The organism is Photobacterium toruni (genome assembly GCF_024529955.1).
Lineage (GTDB): Bacteria > Pseudomonadota > Gammaproteobacteria > Enterobacterales > Vibrionaceae > Photobacterium > Photobacterium toruni.
In genome coordinates this window covers 2076726-2094941 of sequence record NZ_AP024854.1, presented here as the reverse complement: position 1 = coordinate 2094941, position 18216 = coordinate 2076726, and the positions used below count along the sequence as shown (strand labels likewise).

Here is an 18216-nt window from a genome sequence, read left to right as displayed (position 1 = left end):
ATGATGTAACTAAATGAGGAATATCATGACGGTATCAAATTTGGTTGTACGCTATGGCGGTTATTCTGATACGGGGAAAAAGCAGTGTAATCAGGATGCTTTTGCAGTGTTATCGCCATCAAAAACGGTTGAATTACAGCATAAAGGGGTGATTGCATGTATTGCTGATGGTGTCAGTTGCAGTGATCGTAGTTATATTGCCAGTCAATTGAGCGTGATAAATTTTATTGAAGATTATTTAGCAACGGCAACCACCTTATCTGTAAAAGAAGCGGCCTCTTTAGTGCTTAATACGCTTAATTTATGGCTGTTTCATTATGGGCAGCAAGCGAGTTTACCGCAAGATGCACCATTGACTGCATTATCGGTTGTGATTATTAAATCAAATACTGCGCATATCTTTCATATTGGAGATTGCCGTGTATATTTATGGCGTGAGCAGCATTGTTATTGTTTAACTAACGATCATCGCCGTCGGCATCATGATGGACAACATTATCTGACTCGGGCTTTAGGTGCTGACTCTCAATTACACGTCGATTATCAGGCAATACCACTAGATGTTGGTGATAAGTTCGTTATGACGACGGATGGTATTCATGATGAAATCAATGTCGTGCAATGTATTGAGCAAACTTTCAGTATCAATACCGTGTCGCCACAATTATCAACGCAATCAAGACGTGAGTATTTAGAACAACAGGCACAACAATTAGTGACTGATGCACATCTGTGCGGATCACAAGATAATGCCAGTTGTGTGATCGTTGAAATTGATGTTCTTCCTGTATTAGCGCTAAGTGAAGCACTCATCAAAGAGGGGGCGAAAATTATTCCGCAATCATTAAAAGCGGGGCAACGAATAGATCAATTTGTTATTTGTCGAGTGCTTGATGCTGGGTGTCGTAGTTATATTTATTTGGCTCAAAGTGATGATGATAAAAAGTTGTATGTATTAAAAATGCCATCTCAAAATATGATTAGCGATAGTAGTTACTTACATTGTTTTATGCGTGAAGGTTGGCTAGGGCAACAGTGTCAGTTGACGGGGATGATGAAAATTTTTAACCATAATATGAATTCTGCCTTTCTTTATCATGTCTGTGAATTTGTTGATGGGCTGACGTTACGACAATGGATCATTGATAACCCTCACCCACCATTAGCTACGGTACGAATGATAGTGACGGACATTGTAACAATTGTACGCACTTTGCAGCGCCAAGGGATTTATCATGCGGATATTAAACCCGAAAATATTCTCGTCTGTGAAAATTTAAGCGTAACATTCATTGATTTTGGCAGTGCGTGGGTCAATGGTTATCAAGAGTTAAAGCCTGCAACGATTGACTATTATCCTCAGGGTGATTTGAATTATTTAGCGCCAGAATGTTATGCTGGTGGACAACCTTCAATATTGAGTGAGCAATTTTCATTAGGAGTGATGATCTATGAAATGCTGACGGGATCACTACCGTATCAACGTTTAAGTTCCCACTCACAAGCGCCTGTTGCAATGAAAATGAATTACACTGCGATATCCTCCTATCGACAAGATTTACCGCGATGGTTAGAGATGAACGTTAAGAAAATGTGCCATCCTCATGCGCAATACCGTTATCAAGCTCTTTCAGAGCTCATCAATGGGCTTAAAACACCGCCGTCTTCCTCCCCGTTATTGTCACGACCATTAATTGAACGTGATCCGTTATTATTGTGGCAACTTATCAGCGCCGTATTATTGTTGGTAGTAGTATTGCTGCTCTTTTCGTCTTAGTTAATATGGTATTAGTTAATGTAAATCAGCGTAAAGTTCGTGTGTAATGATGTATTATAAAGAATCAGCCTTGGGGAGTTGTATTTCTCATAGATACATTGCGCTGGTTTATCTTTGCTCATGTTCAATCTAAGGGTGGTTCCATTACCTAAATTGATCAGTATTAAAAATCAATTATGATTGCGTTTTCTTAATTAATAAGATTGTGCAACATCGACGTTATGATCGATTTGATTAGCTGATGGTGTCGGTCAGGGGCTGAGGAATCAATGTGTTAAATTTCATGTTACCGATGCTTATGCTACTTAATGCGCGTTATAGTTATACTGATAGCGCTAAACAATATCTAGACGCTAATCAGCAAATGATAATACTATCATTGTATGAAAAAACGACTAAACTTTAAGCGTAAATATATAAAGAGTGAGTCGGTTTAGTGGTAATGATTAGCCTTGGCTAAGTAAAACCTTAATGTGTGGTTTAGGTAGCGGTTTTGTAGTTAGTAATAAAATAGACTGCGATGAAAATTAACGTTTTTATATTGCTAGACAAATAGTTACAATCTGTTGGTTGAAAATCAATCTAGCAGTGCTTTATTTTTGTTGTTGAAAACGGCAAAATGAGCGTACATTTGAGCTCTGTCTCCTATTTGAACTAATTTTTGATAAAACATATAGCAGTTTATCGAGTAGGTGGTAAGGTCTCATCGCATTCCGAATTCTTAAAGTAAAAGGTTACAAATATGTCTGATGTTCCAGAGTCTGTTGCAAATATTGCCGCTGTTGCTCAACCTGTCGCTGAATCTTCAGGTTCTATCTGGGGTTATGTTGCAGCGGGTAGTGTAGCGTTATTGGTGCTTGCGGGTATCTTCGCTTATCGTAAAATAAATCAACCAGCATTTGTTATTAATCAGGTTCGTAAGAAAAACCTTAAAGAAATGAAAAAACAGGGTACTGAAAACTCTGAATTCATGGTTGATATGGATCGTTTATTAGATTCTATTTTACGTTACACAACTGAAAATAAAAAGAAAGGCTCAGATGTAGTGACATTGCTTAAGCCATTGAACGATAAAGAGCGTATTAAAACGCCACGTGATATGTACCAATCAATGATCTTCATTGCTAATGATGTTAACGATACTGCGCTTGCTAAAGATTTAAAAAACAAATCAAAGCAAGTGAAATCAAGTTCAGCATTGATGGCTGGTTTGTTAAAGCGTGCAGGTATTAACTAATTTATATTTAAGATAAATAGATATTATAAAGGGCTGATTTATTCAGCCTTTTTTTATACCCATTATTTATGATTATAACGGTTGTGATTGGAGTTTCTTTTCAAAATCATGTCGAACAATATCTAATGCAGATAATACTGTTTGAGGTGCAATGTCGTTGTCTTCTAATAGGCAGATTAAATCAACAGCGAGTTTAATATCAGCAGGGGCATTTTCTAATGATGTGGTTGGTGCATTACTCATTTATGAATCTCTTTTATTAGGTATATATAACTATTTATCATGCTATCAGTATGATTGTATTATTAATGAGATTAGCCTTTTCTTTCGCGGCGATTAATCTCATTTTCAAGTGTTACTAATGCTGCTTGGCAACGACTGATACGCCCTTCAAGAGCTAGGACTTCTTTTTGAGCCTGTTGTTGTTCAAATTGAGAGCCGCAACGATTAACCAGTAACTCTTTATCCCGTAACATTAATTTTAATCGGCGTTCCCAATCTTTATGCTTCGCAAGATCTTGGTACATATCATTGATTGAACGTTGCCATTTAACCGCTTGCTGGGGCTCATTTTTACGGATATTTTGAGTGGCTAGTTCACGTTGAATGGCATTGATTTGAGCAATTAGTTTCTCACATAAGTGCTGAGTACGTTCGGGTAATAATCGACCCGCTTGTTGCTCTTTTTGTAGCGTAGTTAGCTCTTGGGCTATTTCAGTTACGCAAGGCGCGAGTAACTTACTACGATGACGAAATAACTGTTGATCAAATAAGGGACGGGGTGCTTCACCACGTAAGCGATCTGCTTCTGCTGCTTGATGTTGTAGTTGTTCAATAAGTGTTTGTAATCGAGAAAGATCAATCATAGTTATACCTATAAACGGAATGGTTAAAACCAAGCTTGCCACGCTAATTTAGCCGCAAGAATAAACACTACCGTAATAAAAACAGGTCGAATAAATTTAGCACCAAAATGAATCGCAGAGTGTGCGCCTAAATAGGCACCAATCATTAAACACAGCCCCATAATTAAACCTAGTGCAATATTTACATGACCTAAAATAATGAATGTAATAAGTGAAGTAATATTACTGGTAAAGTTCATGGCTTTTGCTAGACCACAAGCCCGTAGCATATCTAATCGATATAAAACCAAACTTGAAACCGTCCAAAATGCGCCAGTTCCAGGGCCTGCTAGTCCATCATAAAATCCTAAACCACAACCTTGCAGCCATTGTTTACGTTTAAACATTGCTGTTACTTCAGGTAATTGAGTTTGATCTGGATTAGGGTGCGGATGCCATAAACTATAAATCGCAACGGCAAAAATCACTAAAGGCAGTGTTTTTTCCAACCATACACCACTGATGAGGTTTACCGTTAGCGTGCCAATAATTGCACCAATGAAAGTCGCAATAAAAGACGCTTTCCAAAATTGCGGATTAAATAACTGTTTCTTGTAATATGTCCATGCTGCCGTTGAAGAAGCAAAACTTGCTGCCAGCTTATTGGTGCCAAGTGCAATATGCGGTGGAAGGCCAAGAGAAAGCAACGCAGGAACCGTTAACATTCCACCTCCACCGGCTACGGCATCAATAAAGCCAGCGGCTAATGCAACAATACCAAGTATTAATAATGTACTTGGTTCAATCATATCAATCATTTAAATGCTTTGTATTATGGTTAAAATGATTAGCTGTATTCAATAACGCGTTTAAATGGTGGCAGAGAATCAAGTAGTGCCTTGCCATAACGACGATTAATAATACGACGATCTAAAATAACCACTCTACCAGAGTCGAGTTCTTTACGCAGCAAACGACCTACTGATTGAATCAGTTTTTTACTGGCTTCTGGAACTGAAATTTGTAAGAAAGGGTTACCGCCTTTACTTTCAATGTATTCTGCATGTGCTTCTTCCACAGGAGAGGTGGGTACTGCAAATGGAATTTTTGTAATAATTAGGTTTTTTAATAAATCGCCAGGTAAATCAAGTCCTTCTGAAAAACTTCCGGTACCAAATAAAATACTAGGTACACCTTTTTTACAATTTTCTTTATGTTTTTTTAGGGTTTCATTACGCGATTCTTCACCCTGAACCAGCAATTGCCATTTATTTTTCTTGGCTAATGGACGCAGAGCTTCTGCAACTTTATTCATTTGCCAGTAAGATGAAAATAACACTAAACTGGCGGTTTCACCTTCGAGATATTCAGGTAATACTTCAATTAATAGGTCGGTAAATTGTTCTGCTTGTGGCTCTAATTTTAACGCTGGAATAACTAACCGAGCATTGTTTTGATAATCAAACGGCGATGCTAATGCAAGAAAACGTGTACCTTCTGTTTCTGCATCAGAGATCCCCGCTTGACGACAAAAGAAGCTAAATTGATTTAATGCTCGTAATGTTGCAGACACTAAAATCGCACCAGCTGCGCGGCTCCATAGAAGTTGATCAAGTCGATAGCCAACTTCTAATGGTGATACTTCAATAATGTAATCATTCTCACGTTCAGGGCTTTTTTCTATCCAACGTGCCAGTGGTGCGCCTTTTTTATGGTTTGGCTGTGCCATTAATGCCCAAACTTTCTCCAAATTTTCAAGGCGTTGTAAGTAAAAACCAATTTCAGTAAGTGCTTGCTCACCTAAACGTGGAATAATGATATTTTCCTTGGTACGTTCGGCGATAAGATCTTGAATTTTACCCAGTGATTGTAGTGCTTTTTTACTGGCTTCTTTACAACCTTTTGCTTCTTCTTCAAGCCATTGGGGTAATTCACCATGTTCAAAACGATAAACGCCGTCTTTATTAAATTTGCTTGAATCAATATTGTTGGCAATTTGGTTTAAGGTTGGAACTAAGTGTTGAATGCTATCTTGAATCGCGTTTTGGAATCGATTGGCTTTTTGATAGTCCGCTAATTCTGCAAATTTAGCCACAATTTGATTAAGCTTTTCAAGCCATGTAGCAGCCCCTTTTAAACTTGAAGCAGCCGATGAAAAATCACGAGCAACTTGAGGTAAATGGTGAGCTTCATCAATCACATAAATAGTTTGTTCTGGCTCTGGCAGAATGACACCGCCACCTAATTCAATGTCTGCCATTAGCAATGCATGGTTAGCAACAATAACATCTGCTTTATCGAGATGTTCACGCGCCTTAGCAAAGGGGCAACTACGATGTTTAGGCATACCCGCATGGCAACTGTGTTTGTCTGCCATAATTTGTTGCCACACTTTATCAGGAATAGTTGTTGGCCAGCTATCGCGATCACCATCCCATTTATTTTGTTCGGTAGCTTTTAGCATCCGCTTGAGTAAATCAAGATCGGATTTTCTTGGCTTTTCTTCCCACATGCCCAGTTGTAATTCGCTATCGGTTGAACAACTGGCTTCTAATTTATGGTTACAACAGTACCGTTGACGCCCTTTAGCCAAAATAAAGCTAAATTCACGCGGAAAAATTTGATTGAACAGCGGTAGATCTTTGGTAATTAATTGCTCTTGAAGTGCCACTGTTGCGGTAGAGATCAGCAGCTTTTTATTATTGAATAAGGCAAAAGGGATCCCTCCAATTAAATAGGCAAGAGATTTACCGATCCCCGTTCCAGCTTCAGCAACCAGAACGCGATTTTTTTTGTGGTATTCACCCGCGAGCGTCTTGGCTATTTCTGCGACTAAATAGTTTTGTGCGCGACGAGGAATAAAGTTATCAAGTTGATGACCAAGGTTGGTGTAACACTGTTTGATATCGCTTTTTATGGTGTTGTGCAGCATGGTTGAAACTTCATCAGGACCGGGAAATGCATTATAGCATGAAGCGTTAAATGTGAGCGGTAACAAAATTCAGGCTATTTATATTTTAAAGTGAGGGATCGCTCACGGTTTTTTATTCCTGTTACATTTGCAAAATATGGCTTGTCTTCTTGCAAATTTAAACACTGCATACTAAGTGGCTTAATAGTTTTTTATGCTGTTTATTTCATTATTAAAGGTGGATTAGTTATGTAATTAAGCGTTGTTCATAGTTATTAATTTAATGTTAATTGCATTTTTTTACTTATTTTTTTGTGATAAATATCTCAAGCTATAATCTTAACTGTTTGTTTTTGTGATATGTTTTATGTTTTTTTATGTTTAATTTAGATTATTTGACAAAAATATTGAACTTCTGGCAGGATGTGAGCCATAAATTACTTTCCTTGTTGATTCAGTGTTTTGTTTTCTAAACAGAGTGCGTGACAGGGGAATATAAGGACAGGGAATCTCAGGATTGAGATTTACAACAATAAGAAAGGCAGTGGACATATCATGAAAAAAACTCTATTAGCGCTAGCAGTTCTAACTGCAGCTGGTTCTGCAAATGCTGGCATCAACCTTTATGACGCAAATGGCGTTAAAGTTGATCTTTCTGGTGCAGCTGAAGTGCAATTCCGCGAAGATTACGAGCCACAAAATGATGCTAAATTCCGCATTGATGACGCAGATCTTGCGTTAACAACAAGCATCAAAATTTCAGAGCAGTTAACAACTGTTGCTGGTATGGCTTTTGAATTCGAAGATGGCAATGTAACTAGTGATGAGTTATGGGCTGGTTTCTCTGGTGACTTCGGTACGTTAACATTTGGTCGTCAATACTTAGTATCTGATGATTCAGGTATTGGTAAAGATTACGAGCTTGGTTCTGAAGGTATTGACTTCGTACAAACAAATGGTAACAACGTAGTTAAGTATGTTTACGATAACGGTACTTTCTACTTTGGTGCTTCTCATGATATGAAAGACAACGGTCTAATTTCTGACGGTAGCGGCGATATTTCTCGTGATGTTAACACGTACGTTACTGATGCCCGTCTTGGTTACCGTATTGGCGGTCTTGATGCTCGCGTTTATTACTACACTGCAGATAATATTCCTGGCACAACATTTAAGCCTGCAGGTGTTATTGATGTTGAAGGTTATAACCTTGAAGCAGAATATGCATTTGGTCAATTTGGTTTAGCGGCATCTTTCGGTCAACTTGAATATAAAAATTCATTTGGCGTAGAGAAACTACGTGGCAATGTTTACCAAATCGCTGCTGATTACACGATGGACAAAACAACGTTTGCTATTGGTTACAACAATTACGACCGTCGTGATCAAAAAGGTGATACTTACGCAGTTTACGCTAACGTAACGCAAAAACTACACAACAACGTTAAAGTATACGGTGAAATTGGTACTACTGATGCTAAATTCCTTGAGAATGGTGAATCACGTAACTCTGATTTCGGTTACGTAGCTGGTATCGAAGTAACATTCTAATCCGTTGAGATAAGAATTGTTATATAAAGCCGCCTTTTGGCGGCTTTTTGCTAATTTTTATTTATATCGATAGTTATTGTTATCACACGAATATATTGCGGTGGTGATACCAATGAGCAGCCGATAAATAGAAATGAAGGATCAAGTATGAACAACAAATTATGGTTATTAGCGGCTTTGTTTTCAGCCTCTACTCAAGCAGCAACATTAGCTGTGGCGGATAACATACAATTATTGGCGGTTGACGGTAAAGAAGTGAAAAGCCAAGGTTGGAGTGCGGTCGATAGTGTTGAGTTATCTGAGGGTAAACACCAAGTCGTAGTACGTTTTGATGGTGAAGTTAAGCGGGGCTCAAAATCAACAATTTATACGACTCGACCTTATTTATTTGAGATTGATTTAGCAAATACCAATGCTGAAATTATTTTGCCTCGTTTAACAACAGAATCTCAAGCGAAAGCATTTTTTGAGCGTGGAGCCCAATGGCAGTTAGCCATGGCTGATGGTTCTGTAAAGCCCTTAGTCGTGACAGAGTTACAAGGTGAGGGGTTTGCAGCCTACAGTGACATTGAGGCACTTGTTAACGCTTATAACAGTGATAACGGCATTGTGATAGAAAAAGGTAATGCAGTAGATTTACAACAAGTTGCTGTTAATGTTGATAATAAAACAGGTAAGGTTGAAATTACTGGTGATGCATTAACACAACTTAAAATGTGGTATAGCAAAGCATCAAATAATGATAAAAAAGCCTTTAAAATTTGGATGGCAGAAAAAGAGTTTAACTAGATCATTGGTTAGATCAACCGCGCGATGCGAATGCTGCTAGATTGTATCTAAAAAGTAAAAGGCAACCATGTTGCCTTCTATTTTTTGAATTTATTGATATTAAAAGTATGACTTTTAGCGATAATTAATCGTGATGATAACGGCTATGCTCACGACATGCTTTACACCGAGGCTGAGCAGGGTCTTGTTCAAGATCGCTATATTCTATTTCTTCCTCACAATCAGTACATAAACCATACATACCCAATTTAAAGGAGCATACAGCAGCATCTACTTTTTCTAATCGTATTGCCATATCAAAAAGAGTAGGAATAAAAGATGATTTGGCCATAACGATAAGATCATTGAGATCCGTATTATTTATTTCGGCGGTATTGTTTTTTAAATGATTGATTAACATTTCATTTTTTAATTTTTCTGCTAGAGATAAGTATTCAGTTTCTAGCGGATACTGAAAATTTTTATAATTCATATCGTGATAGCCATAGTGATGATATTCAATAGGAAAGCCGGCAAAAAAAGATAATAAGCGGAGCTTTGATTGAGTGTTGTTATACTGCGGCTAAATAAAATCTAATGCAGTACCTCTAAGTGTTATTAGTCTAATCGAGATTTAATGTACCGTTGTGATTTGAATCAATTCTTTAAACGAATTTAATAAATATGGGGTATTTTTTGTTGTAATACAGTACCCATCACTGCGTGATAATAAATACTAACAATTAGAACGAATTATTGTTACAAGGTGAGTGTTGCGCAAGAAAAAGAGCATATTAGGTTGTTAAATATATTAATTGAGGTGGTAAACCTTGAATGAAGAAGTGATGGTGAAGAGCCGAATAGCCCGCTATGTTTTAGTGGCTATCGGTTGGATTGCTGTTGTCTTAGGTGTATTGGGAATTTTCTTACCGTTATTACCAACGACACCTTTTTTATTATTGGCGAGTGGCTGTTTTATGCGGGGCTCTCCTCGGTTAAATCAATGGTTATATCAACACCCACAGTTGGGGCCTATTTTAGTGAATTGGCATCAGCATGGTGCTGTGACGTCAGTTGTAAAACGGCGTGGGTTGATCATGATTGTGTTAAGTTTTACTTTTTCCATTGCCATGGTGCCATTGTGGTGGCATAAGCTGATGTTATTGGGTGGTTTAGTGATTTTATTATATTGTTTTAACCGCTTACCTGTTGTAGATATTCAACCTGATTCTTCGTCAGTTGCCGAACCTGAAGAAAAGCCATAAAATGTCTAATTGTCACATAAAAATATGGCTGTTATTTACGGCTCTATTTTTATGCTTTGTCTGCAATTAGCAGGCGTTAACTTAAGGTTACTCTGTTTGCAGTTAGAGTAAGTACGGAAAGAACAATGAATCAAGAAACATTAAATTTAATCACCAATAGCATTAAATCCATTCAAGATTATCCTAAGCCAGGTATTTTATTTCGTGATGTGACGAGCCTTATGGAAGTGCCTGAAGCGTACCGCGCTACAATTGCGCTTTTGGCTGAGAAGTATCAAGATCAAGGTATCACAAAAGTTATTGGTACAGAGGCTCGTGGTTTCTTATTTGGCGCACCTTTAGCCTTAGCATTAGGGGTTGCATTTGTCCCTGTTCGTAAGCCGGGTAAATTACCACGTGAAGTGATTGCTGAAAGTTATGAGCTTGAGTATGGCAAAGATACTTTAGAAATTCATAAAGATGCGATTGTTGCTGGTGATAAAGTGCTATTAGTTGATGATTTATTAGCAACTGGTGGCACTATTGAAGCAACCACGAATTTAGTCCGTCGTTTAGGTGGTGATGTTAACGATGCTGCGTTCGTTATTAATTTGCCTGATATTGGTGGTGAAGCGCGTCTGCAAGGTTTGGGACTTAACGTTTACTCTATTTGTGATTTCCCTGGTCACTAAAATTTTAATTAGCAATAACACCTTATTATCATATAAATAAAGGTGATAGTTGGCTAATCATTGGGCGCTTACTCTAGCGCCCTCTCGCTCACTAAACTGCACTATGTTAGCATTGATGTTAAATTCAATGTGTTACATACCTCATTACTATTTCGTTTATTTTCTTTGTTTTATAATGATTAATATCGGTTATTATCATTATAGCTATGATAGCGAGAATAAAAGAAAGAGTGGCGAGTTTCGTTACACCAGATGCAGTCCAGATTGATTAAGGTTATTTATAAATGAGTTATCAGGTTCTGGCCCGAAAATGGCGTCCTTACCAGTTTGCAGATGTGGTTGGACAATCACATGTATTAACTGCACTAGGTAATGCCTTAGAGCAAAATCGGCTTCACCATGCTTATCTTTTTAGTGGTACACGAGGTGTGGGTAAGACGACAATTGCCCGTATTTTTGCTAAAGGGTTAAATTGTGAGCAAGGGATCACATCGACACCTTGTGGTAAATGTACAACTTGCCGTGAAATCGATGAAGGACGGTTTGTTGATCTGCTCGAAATTGATGCTGCATCACGTACTAAAGTTGAAGATACACGCGAATTATTGGACAACGTGCAATATAAGCCTGCTCGTGGTCGCTTTAAAGTTTATCTGATTGACGAAGTACACATGCTTTCGCGTCACAGTTTTAATGCATTATTAAAAACATTAGAAGAGCCGCCTGAATATGTGAAATTTATTTTGGCGACGACTGATCCGCAAAAATTACCCGTGACGATTTTATCTCGTTGTTTACAGTTTCATTTAAAACATCTTGATCATCAACAAATTCATGCTCAACTAGATAAAGTTTTAACGGAAGAAAAAGTTGAGTATGAGGCGCGTGCTCTGGCGTTATTAGCGCGTGCAGCAGAAGGCAGTATGCGTGATGCATTAAGTTTGACCGATCAAGCTATTGCATTAGGTAACGGTAATGTAAGTGCTGAAACTGTTGCGGCAATGCTAGGTACATTAGATACCGATCAGGCTTTGGCATTACTTGAAGCGGTGGCAACAGCTGATGCAAATACTGCGATGGCAAGTTTGCAGCAGTTAGCATCGATTGGTATTGAATGGGATAGTTTACTGCGTGAATTGTCAGCACAATTACACCGTGTTGCCATGTTCCAAGCATTACCTGCAAGCTTAGATGACAGCTTACCTGATGCAGAGAGAATTAATCTTTTAAGCCAATTGATGACACCACAAGATGTACAATTATGTTATCAAATTTGCTTACAAGGACGTCAAGATCTCTCGTTTGCACCTGATGGCCGTACTGGTTTAGAAATGGTGTTATTGCGTATGCTTGCTTTCCGTCCAGTCAGTGGCGGTAGCATTACACCACAAGCGATTGTGGTGCCAAGCAGTCAACCAACATCGTTAGCTGCACCTACTCATCCACCTGTAAGCGGTGTCTCACGGGTGCAAGCATTAAAAGCACAAATACAAACGCCTGTAACGAATAGCGTACCGCCAGCAGTGATGCCAATCTCAGAACCACAGCCAACACCGTCTGTTGTTGCAATGCCAGTTTCTGAGCCGCAGCCTGTTCCGCCAGTACCATCATTACAACCATCACAACCATTGACACAACCTGAACCCGTCGCATTGCAGCCCGCGCCATTAACACCGTCGCAGGCGACAGTCATGCCAAATCAGCCCGTGGTTGATAGCACAGTTGTTACATCACCTGTGCCAGCGGCGTCACCACGACCATCAGCGGCTTCTGGGTTATTAGCGGCTCGTAATCAGCTACGTAGTCAAACTAAACGTGGTCAAGATGGACAAACAACAGCAATATCGTCAAAAAAGCCTTTAACGACGCCAGCTAAAAAAGTCGCAACCTCAGTGATGGATCGGATTGCGAATAAGCAAACGACGATGCCAACAATGAAATCTCATGCGATGCCGGCGTCGGCAGCTTCTAATCAGGTTGCGGAAGATGATGAATATCGTTGGAAGCCAATGGCGAAACCCGCAGCTGAAACGGTGATTAAGCCTGAGTTAACTCCGCGAGTATTAAAGCGCGCTTTAGAACATGAAAAAACACCGGAGATGGCGAAATTACTTGTCAATGAAGCAGCAAATCAGGATAGTTGGTCACAATTAGTGACTCAGCTTGATGTGCCAAAGTTAATTCAACAATTAGCATTGAACTCTGCTTTTGAGCGAAAAGATGATCATATTACATTGTATTTACGATCATCCCAAAAGCACTTACAAGCAGATCGTGCGACGGCACAATTAAACAGTGCCTTGAATGATATATTGCAAACATCAGTACAATTATCAATTGTATTGGGCGAGCAAGGTCAAACACCATTGGAATTACGCGAAAGTTTGTATCAACAAAAATTGTTACAAGCTCGTGATAGTTTAGCAAATGATCCTAATGTTAACTTCATTTGTCAGCGTTTTGCTGCACAACTGGATGAAGACAGTATTAGACCTGTTTAAAAATTTTTAACCAGACCAGATAGAGAGAGAAGAGTTATGTTTGGTAAAGGCGGTATGGGCAACATGATGAAGCAAGCGCAGCAAATGCAAGAGCGCATGCAAAAGATGCAAGAAGAAGTTGCAAGCATGGAAGTTACTGGTGAATCTGGTGCTGGCCTTGTTAAAGTAACGATTACTGGTAGCCATAGTGTACGTCGTGTTGAAATCGATGATAGCCTAATGGAAGATGATAAAGACATGCTTGAAGATTTAATTGCAGCCGCATTTAATGATGCAGCGCGTCGTATCGAAGAAACACAAAAAGAGAAAATGGCAGGTGTTACCGGCGGTATGAATTTACCTGCTGGCTTTAAGCTACCATTTTAATCAATGCGAACCAGTCAGTTACTGGAGCATTTGATGGAAGCTTTACGCTGTTTGCCAGGGGTTGGTCCTAAGTCAGCACAGCGTATGGCTTTTAATTTGCTACAACGAAATCGTCAGGGTGGTTTGCAACTCGCTGATGCATTAAATCAAGCAATGACTGAAATAGGTCATTGTCGTGATTGCCGTACATTTACTGAAGATGATGTTTGCGCTATTTGTGATAATCCGCGACGTAAAGAGAACGGTATTATTTGTGTGGTCGAAAGTCCGGCAGATATTGTAGCAGTAGAAGCAACAGGGCAATTTTCAGGACGTTACTTTGTATTAATGGGGCATTTATCTCCACTTGATGGTATTGGCCCAGCTGATATTGGTCTTGATACACTAGAGTTTCGTTTGCAAAAAGAAGCAATTAATGAATTGATTTTAGCCACTAACCCTACGGTTGAAGGTGAAGCAACAGCGCATTATATTGCAGAACTTTGTCATGAATATAATGTGCCTGCGAGTAGAATTGCTCATGGCGTGCCTGTTGGCGGTGAATTAGAATTGGTCGATGGTACAACGCTATCGCATTCTATTGCTGGACGACAGCGATTATAAAAATAGTTATTATTTAATGAAAAAACCGCGTTCTTTGGACGCGGTTTTTTATTGGTTATCTGTTAAGAATAACGGCTATATTCGTTATATTACTTGGTTGAGAATAATACTTTAGAACCATGAGTCAGGCTCGTTAGCAGTAACGTATGCTCATTAATTATGTCAATACGACGACTTTCTTGAGCATTCATTCTAAATATATCTCTGATCATTTTTAATTGCTCACTATCAAAATCATGGTTTGAACCTGAGGTAATATCTTTAAACTCTAATGGTTCTGTAAGTAAATAGCCGCCACTGACATCCCAGCGACCTGACTCAGAAATATGAACCATTAAGGGCTGTGGTTTATCACTGTGTAACTCAAGGATCGTGATCCGTGAGTAAGTGTGATTAGGTAAAAACACCATATTGCTATTTTGTTTTACTTGCCGTAACTCTTGCAGTGAATTTTGTGGTAATGACTCTATTTGGCTAATAGTCGTACTTTGCCATTCACGCGACATCAGTAATTGTTGCTGTTTGTAATCAGTTGAAAAATAGACCCATGAGCACAATACAATAGAGCTAATTAAAATCAAAAATGGCCAGTATCGGTGTAATAGGCGTGTTATTTGGTTAGAGGCCGTTAGCGACATAAGTTTATATTATCCTTATCACTAGTAAGTAAACGTACAGTTACGTTTTCTGCTGGCACTTTACTGTCATGTAAATAGTTTAAATACAATTGGTTATTTTGACCGCCTGTTACAATCACTTCTGATGGTTTCATCCCTGAATTCTTGTGATATTGGATGTAATTACTGACACACATTTGGATCATCTTATGCCATTCTTTTATCTTTGGATTATCTTTTGGCTCATAAATCATAACATCATCGACCTTAAATAAGGGGGTAAATGCTGCCGATTTCGGTGGCATACTGATGTTAACAATAATCGGTAATACAAAAGCAACTGTAAGTGCTAGCCAGCCTTTCCATGAGATCAACGTTGATTTATTTTCCGTCGTTTCTTTATCATCTTGAGAGTAATAAACCGGCGTCGCAGTATTAATAAACACCTCTTTCCTTGGCGAAGAAAGCATTGGTTCAAACTCAGGGGGGGTTGAAAGAATCGCTGGGTTATCGAGGTTAGTATTAGGCTCTGGTTGCTTTTTTTGACAGATATAGCTTTCTACGCTGGCAATCATTTGATAGCCACGTTTAGGGACTGTTTTAACAAATTCAGGTGATTTTGTAGAATCTTTTAATGCCTTACGTAAGGTTGAAATCGCCTGTGTTAGGCTCGAATCATCAACCTCAAAACCTTGTTCTCGCCAAACATAATCATGAATACGTTGGCGAGTAATAATTAGGCTAGGATCTTCAATGAGCAAACTTAATGCTCGACTTTCATTACTACCAAGTCGAGTTAATTCATTATTATCACATTTATCTATTAAGCTGTTATCATTAGGATCGAAAATAAAACGATTTCCAATCAAATACTTACTTGCATTTGTTGTCATTTGTTTAGCCTTGCCAAGGGTTTTATATAAACAGTATTATTATCTGTTTTATCTGAATACTGTCTGAATCTAAAAATATAAAACCGTTACTCAAAAAATATAAAAATAAAAAACATGTCATTTTAGGTTGAAATCATACAGTTTGACCATATTTATCTTTAGATATTACTCATAATTTTCTTGGAGTCGAAATGAGCGAGCAAACAGTTGATAACCAAAAGGAAACACGTGGTTTCCAATCAGAAGTAAAACAACTACTGCATTTAATGATTCATTCTCTTTACTCTAATAAAGAGATTTTTTTACGTGAACTGATTTCTAATGCGTCAGATGCTGCGGATAAATTACGTTTTAAAGCATTATCAAAAACTGACTTATACGGCAATGATGCAGAGTTATGTGTAAAACTATCCGTTAACAAAGACGCTGGCACTCTAACCATTAGTGATAATGGTATTGGTATGACACGTGAACAAGCGATTGAGCATTTAGGTACAATTGCTAAATCTGGCACTAAAGAATTCTTTGCCCAGTTAAATGAAGACGAGACTAAAGACTCGCAACTGATTGGTCAGTTTGGTGTGGGTTTTTACTCTGCATTTATCGTGGCTGATAGTGTAACGGTTAATACTCGTAGTGCAGAAGTGACTGCTGAAGAAGGTGTATGTTGGACATCAGCGGGTGAAGGTGATTACAGCATCGAAACTATCACTAAAGCAACCCGTGGTACTGATATTATTTTACACTTACGTACTGACGAGCAAGAGTTCTTAGATGAACATCGTCTACGTGAAATCGTTGGTAAATATTCTGACCATATTGGTATTCCTGTCTTTATTCAAACAGAAGAAAAAGATGAAGAAGGCAAGGTTACTGGTACTAAGTGGGATCAAATCAACAAAGCACAAGCATTATGGACACGTAATAAGTCCGATATCAGCGATGAAGAGTACAAAGAGTTTTATAACCATGTTGCCCATGATTACGCTGAGCCATTAGCATGGAGTCATAACCGTGTTGAAGGTAAGCAAGATTACACTAGCTTGTTATACATTCCATCAAAAGCACCGTGGGATTTAAATAATCGCGATGGTCAGCATGGTCTAAAACTGTATGTACAGCGTGTGTTTGTTATGGATGATGCACAGCAATTCATGCCAACTTACTTACGTTTTGTTCGCGGTTTGATTGATTCAAATGATCTACCACTAAATGTTTCACGTGAAATATTACAAGATAACAAAGTGACTCAAGCACTGCGTAAAGCATGTACTAAGCGTGTATTACAAATGCTTGAGCGCATGGCGAAAAACGAGCCAGAGCAATACCAAACATTCTGGAAAGAGTTTGGTCAGGTACTAAAAGAAGGTTTAGCCGAAGATTTTAGTAACCGTGAAAAAATTGCAGCATTACTACGTTTCTCATCAACAGAAAATGATTCACTCGATCAAACGGTTTCTTTAGCTGATTATGTTAGCCGTATGAAAGAAGGTCAGGATAAAATTTACTACCTAACGGCTGATAACTTTAATGCAGCTAAACACAGCCCACACCTTGAGCAATTCCGTGCTAAAGGCTTAGAAGTTATTTTGATGTACGATCGTATTGATGAATACCTAATGGGTCATTTACCTGAATTTGAAGGTAAGAAGTTCCAAGCGATCACTAAATCTGATCTTGATCTGTCTTCGTTTGATAATGCAGAAGAAAAAGAAAAGCAGAAAGAAACAGAGAAAGAATTCACATCAGTTATTGAGCGTACTAAAACTTACTTAGGTGAGCGTGTTAAAGAAGTACGCCCAACGTTTAAATTGAACGATACCCCTGCGGTAATGGTTACCGATGAAAATGAAATGGGGACGCAAATGGCTAAATTGCTTGCAGCAGCAGGTCATGATGCGCCAGAAGTTCAGTATATCTTTGAATTAAACCCAGAACATAGCTTAGTGAAGCAAATGGCTGATGAAGCAGATGAAGAAATATTTGGTCGCTGGGTTGAGTTCTTATTTGGTGAAGCAATGCTTGCTGAACGTGGCACTATGGATGATCCTTCGCAGTTCCTAGCCGCAGTAAACAAGTTGTTGGTTAAATAATCAATTTATTAATTAAAACCGCAGACTCTTCTGATAAATCATTCAATCGCGGCTTGGTCATAGTGCCAAGCTTGCGACTGAAGGCTAATCAGTGTATTTTCAGTTTTTTGCAAATTTC

17 protein-coding genes are annotated in these 18216 nt (G+C 38.5%); 10 read left to right on the top strand and 7 right to left on the bottom strand.

Features of this window, described 5'->3' with window-relative positions:
* The first annotated feature begins 25 nt into the window (after positions 1-25).
* Complete coding sequence (locus tag OC457_RS09895; RefSeq protein ID WP_159447833.1) at positions 26-1777, top strand: protein kinase domain-containing protein; 1752 nt, start codon at positions 26-28, stop codon at positions 1775-1777.
* 742 nt (positions 1778-2519) lie between these two features.
* On the top strand, positions 2520-3014 hold the full coding sequence (locus OC457_RS09890; RefSeq protein WP_080172996.1) for a hypothetical protein: 495 nt from the start codon (positions 2520-2522) through the stop codon (positions 3012-3014).
* Between the two features lie 72 nt (positions 3015-3086).
* Here the strand turns inward: OC457_RS09890 and rsmS are convergent, their stop codons facing one another.
* From rsmS to dinG, 4 genes are all read right to left on the bottom strand, one after another.
* Positions 3087-3257: a pleiotropic regulatory protein RsmS gene (rsmS, locus tag OC457_RS09885; RefSeq protein ID WP_080172997.1), complete on the bottom strand. Its 171-nt coding sequence runs from the start codon at positions 3255-3257 to the stop codon at positions 3087-3089.
* Between the two features lie 71 nt (positions 3258-3328).
* Complete coding sequence (priC, locus tag OC457_RS09880; protein ID WP_080172998.1) at positions 3329-3880, bottom strand: primosomal replication protein PriC; 552 nt, start codon at positions 3878-3880, stop codon at positions 3329-3331.
* 23 nt (positions 3881-3903) lie between these two features.
* On the bottom strand, positions 3904-4677 hold the full coding sequence (locus OC457_RS09875; RefSeq protein WP_080172999.1) for a sulfite exporter TauE/SafE family protein: 774 nt from the start codon (positions 4675-4677) through the stop codon (positions 3904-3906).
* Between the two features lie 29 nt (positions 4678-4706).
* Positions 4707-6791, bottom strand: a complete 2085-nt coding sequence (gene dinG / locus OC457_RS09870; protein ID WP_080173324.1) for an ATP-dependent DNA helicase DinG — start codon at positions 6789-6791, stop codon at positions 4707-4709.
* Positions 6792-7325: 534 nt separating this feature from the next.
* On the opposite strand from dinG, the gene OC457_RS09865 reads away from it, so the two are divergent.
* Together OC457_RS09865 and OC457_RS09860 are read left to right on the top strand one after the other, a co-directional pair.
* Positions 7326-8321 carry a porin gene (locus OC457_RS09865; protein ID WP_080173000.1) on the top strand — a complete coding sequence of 332 codons (996 nt, stop codon included), beginning with the start codon at positions 7326-7328 and terminating at the stop codon, positions 8319-8321.
* A 147-nt stretch (positions 8322-8468) separates the two neighbouring features.
* Positions 8469-9110, top strand: a complete 642-nt coding sequence (locus OC457_RS09860) for a YccT family protein (RefSeq protein ID WP_080173001.1) — start codon at positions 8469-8471, stop codon at positions 9108-9110.
* 124 nt (positions 9111-9234) lie between these two features.
* On the opposite strand, the gene OC457_RS09855 is transcribed toward OC457_RS09860, so the two are convergent.
* Positions 9235-9582: a conjugal transfer protein TraR gene (locus OC457_RS09855; RefSeq protein WP_080173002.1), complete on the bottom strand. Its 348-nt coding sequence runs from the start codon at positions 9580-9582 to the stop codon at positions 9235-9237.
* A 352-nt stretch (positions 9583-9934) separates the two neighbouring features.
* Here OC457_RS09855 and OC457_RS09850 point away from each other — a divergent pair, with 352 nt between their 5' ends.
* From OC457_RS09850 to recR, 5 genes are all read left to right on the top strand, one after another.
* Positions 9935-10354 carry a YbaN family protein gene (locus OC457_RS09850; protein ID WP_096777800.1) on the top strand — a complete coding sequence of 140 codons (420 nt, stop codon included), beginning with the start codon at positions 9935-9937 and terminating at the stop codon, positions 10352-10354.
* A gap of 125 nt (positions 10355-10479) precedes the next feature.
* Entirely contained in the window at positions 10480-11025 is a 546-nt protein-coding gene (apt, locus tag OC457_RS09845; RefSeq protein ID WP_080173004.1) for an adenine phosphoribosyltransferase, read from the top strand.
* Between the two features lie 284 nt (positions 11026-11309).
* Complete coding sequence (gene dnaX, locus OC457_RS09840) at positions 11310-13526, top strand: DNA polymerase III subunit gamma/tau (RefSeq protein WP_080173005.1); 2217 nt, start codon at positions 11310-11312, stop codon at positions 13524-13526.
* A 36-nt stretch (positions 13527-13562) separates the two neighbouring features.
* Entirely contained in the window at positions 13563-13892 is a 330-nt protein-coding gene (locus OC457_RS09835; protein ID WP_080173006.1) for a YbaB/EbfC family nucleoid-associated protein, read from the top strand.
* 3 nt (positions 13893-13895) lie between these two features.
* Positions 13896-14495, top strand: coding sequence for a recombination mediator RecR (recR, locus tag OC457_RS09830; RefSeq protein WP_080173007.1), 600 nt, complete (start codon positions 13896-13898; stop codon positions 14493-14495).
* A gap of 89 nt (positions 14496-14584) precedes the next feature.
* Here recR and OC457_RS09825 read toward each other — a convergent pair whose 3' ends face one another.
* Entirely contained in the window at positions 14585-15133 is a 549-nt protein-coding gene (locus tag OC457_RS09825; protein WP_080173008.1) for a regulatory protein ToxS, read from the bottom strand.
* On the bottom strand, positions 15124-16005 hold the full coding sequence (locus OC457_RS09820; RefSeq protein WP_080173009.1) for a winged helix-turn-helix domain-containing protein: 882 nt from the start codon (positions 16003-16005) through the stop codon (positions 15124-15126). The genes OC457_RS09825 and OC457_RS09820 overlap by 10 nt, the downstream gene beginning before the upstream one ends.
* A gap of 191 nt (positions 16006-16196) precedes the next feature.
* On the opposite strand from OC457_RS09820, the gene htpG reads away from it, so the two are divergent.
* On the top strand, positions 16197-18098 hold the full coding sequence (gene htpG / locus OC457_RS09815; protein WP_080173010.1) for a molecular chaperone HtpG: 1902 nt from the start codon (positions 16197-16199) through the stop codon (positions 18096-18098).
* The last annotated feature ends 118 nt before the right edge of the window (positions 18099-18216 follow it).

Bases quoted from the DNA above. Each gene is read 5' to 3' on its own strand.
- apt (WP_080173004.1), top strand. From the start codon at position 10,480: ATGAATCAAGAAACATTAAATTTAATCACCAATAGCATTAAATCCATT.
- htpG (WP_080173010.1), top strand. From the start codon at position 16,197: ATGAGCGAGCAAACAGTTGATAACCAAAAGGAAACACGTGGTTTCCAA.
- recR (WP_080173007.1), top strand. From the start codon at position 13,896: ATGCGAACCAGTCAGTTACTGGAGCATTTGATGGAAGCTTTACGCTGT.
- OC457_RS09850 (WP_096777800.1), top strand. From the start codon at position 9,935: ATGGTGAAGAGCCGAATAGCCCGCTATGTTTTAGTGGCTATCGGTTGG.
- dnaX (WP_080173005.1), top strand. From the start codon at position 11,310: ATGAGTTATCAGGTTCTGGCCCGAAAATGGCGTCCTTACCAGTTTGCA.
- OC457_RS09825 (WP_080173008.1), bottom strand. From the start codon at position 15,133: ATGTCGCTAACGGCCTCTAACCAAATAACACGCCTATTACACCGATAC.
- OC457_RS09865 (WP_080173000.1), top strand. From the start codon at position 7,326: ATGAAAAAAACTCTATTAGCGCTAGCAGTTCTAACTGCAGCTGGTTCT.
- OC457_RS09860 (WP_080173001.1), top strand. From the start codon at position 8,469: ATGAACAACAAATTATGGTTATTAGCGGCTTTGTTTTCAGCCTCTACT.
- OC457_RS09835 (WP_080173006.1), top strand. From the start codon at position 13,563: ATGTTTGGTAAAGGCGGTATGGGCAACATGATGAAGCAAGCGCAGCAA.
- priC (WP_080172998.1), bottom strand. From the start codon at position 3,880: ATGATTGATCTTTCTCGATTACAAACACTTATTGAACAACTACAACAT.
- OC457_RS09820 (WP_080173009.1), bottom strand. From the start codon at position 16,005: ATGACAACAAATGCAAGTAAGTATTTGATTGGAAATCGTTTTATTTTC.
- OC457_RS09890 (WP_080172996.1), top strand. From the start codon at position 2,520: ATGTCTGATGTTCCAGAGTCTGTTGCAAATATTGCCGCTGTTGCTCAA.
- OC457_RS09855 (WP_080173002.1), bottom strand. From the start codon at position 9,582: ATGAATTATAAAAATTTTCAGTATCCGCTAGAAACTGAATACTTATCT.
- rsmS (WP_080172997.1), bottom strand. From the start codon at position 3,257: ATGAGTAATGCACCAACCACATCATTAGAAAATGCCCCTGCTGATATT.
- dinG (WP_080173324.1), bottom strand. From the start codon at position 6,791: ATGCTGCACAACACCATAAAAAGCGATATCAAACAGTGTTACACCAAC.
- OC457_RS09895 (WP_159447833.1), top strand. From the start codon at position 26: ATGACGGTATCAAATTTGGTTGTACGCTATGGCGGTTATTCTGATACG.
- OC457_RS09875 (WP_080172999.1), bottom strand. From the start codon at position 4,677: ATGATTGATATGATTGAACCAAGTACATTATTAATACTTGGTATTGTT.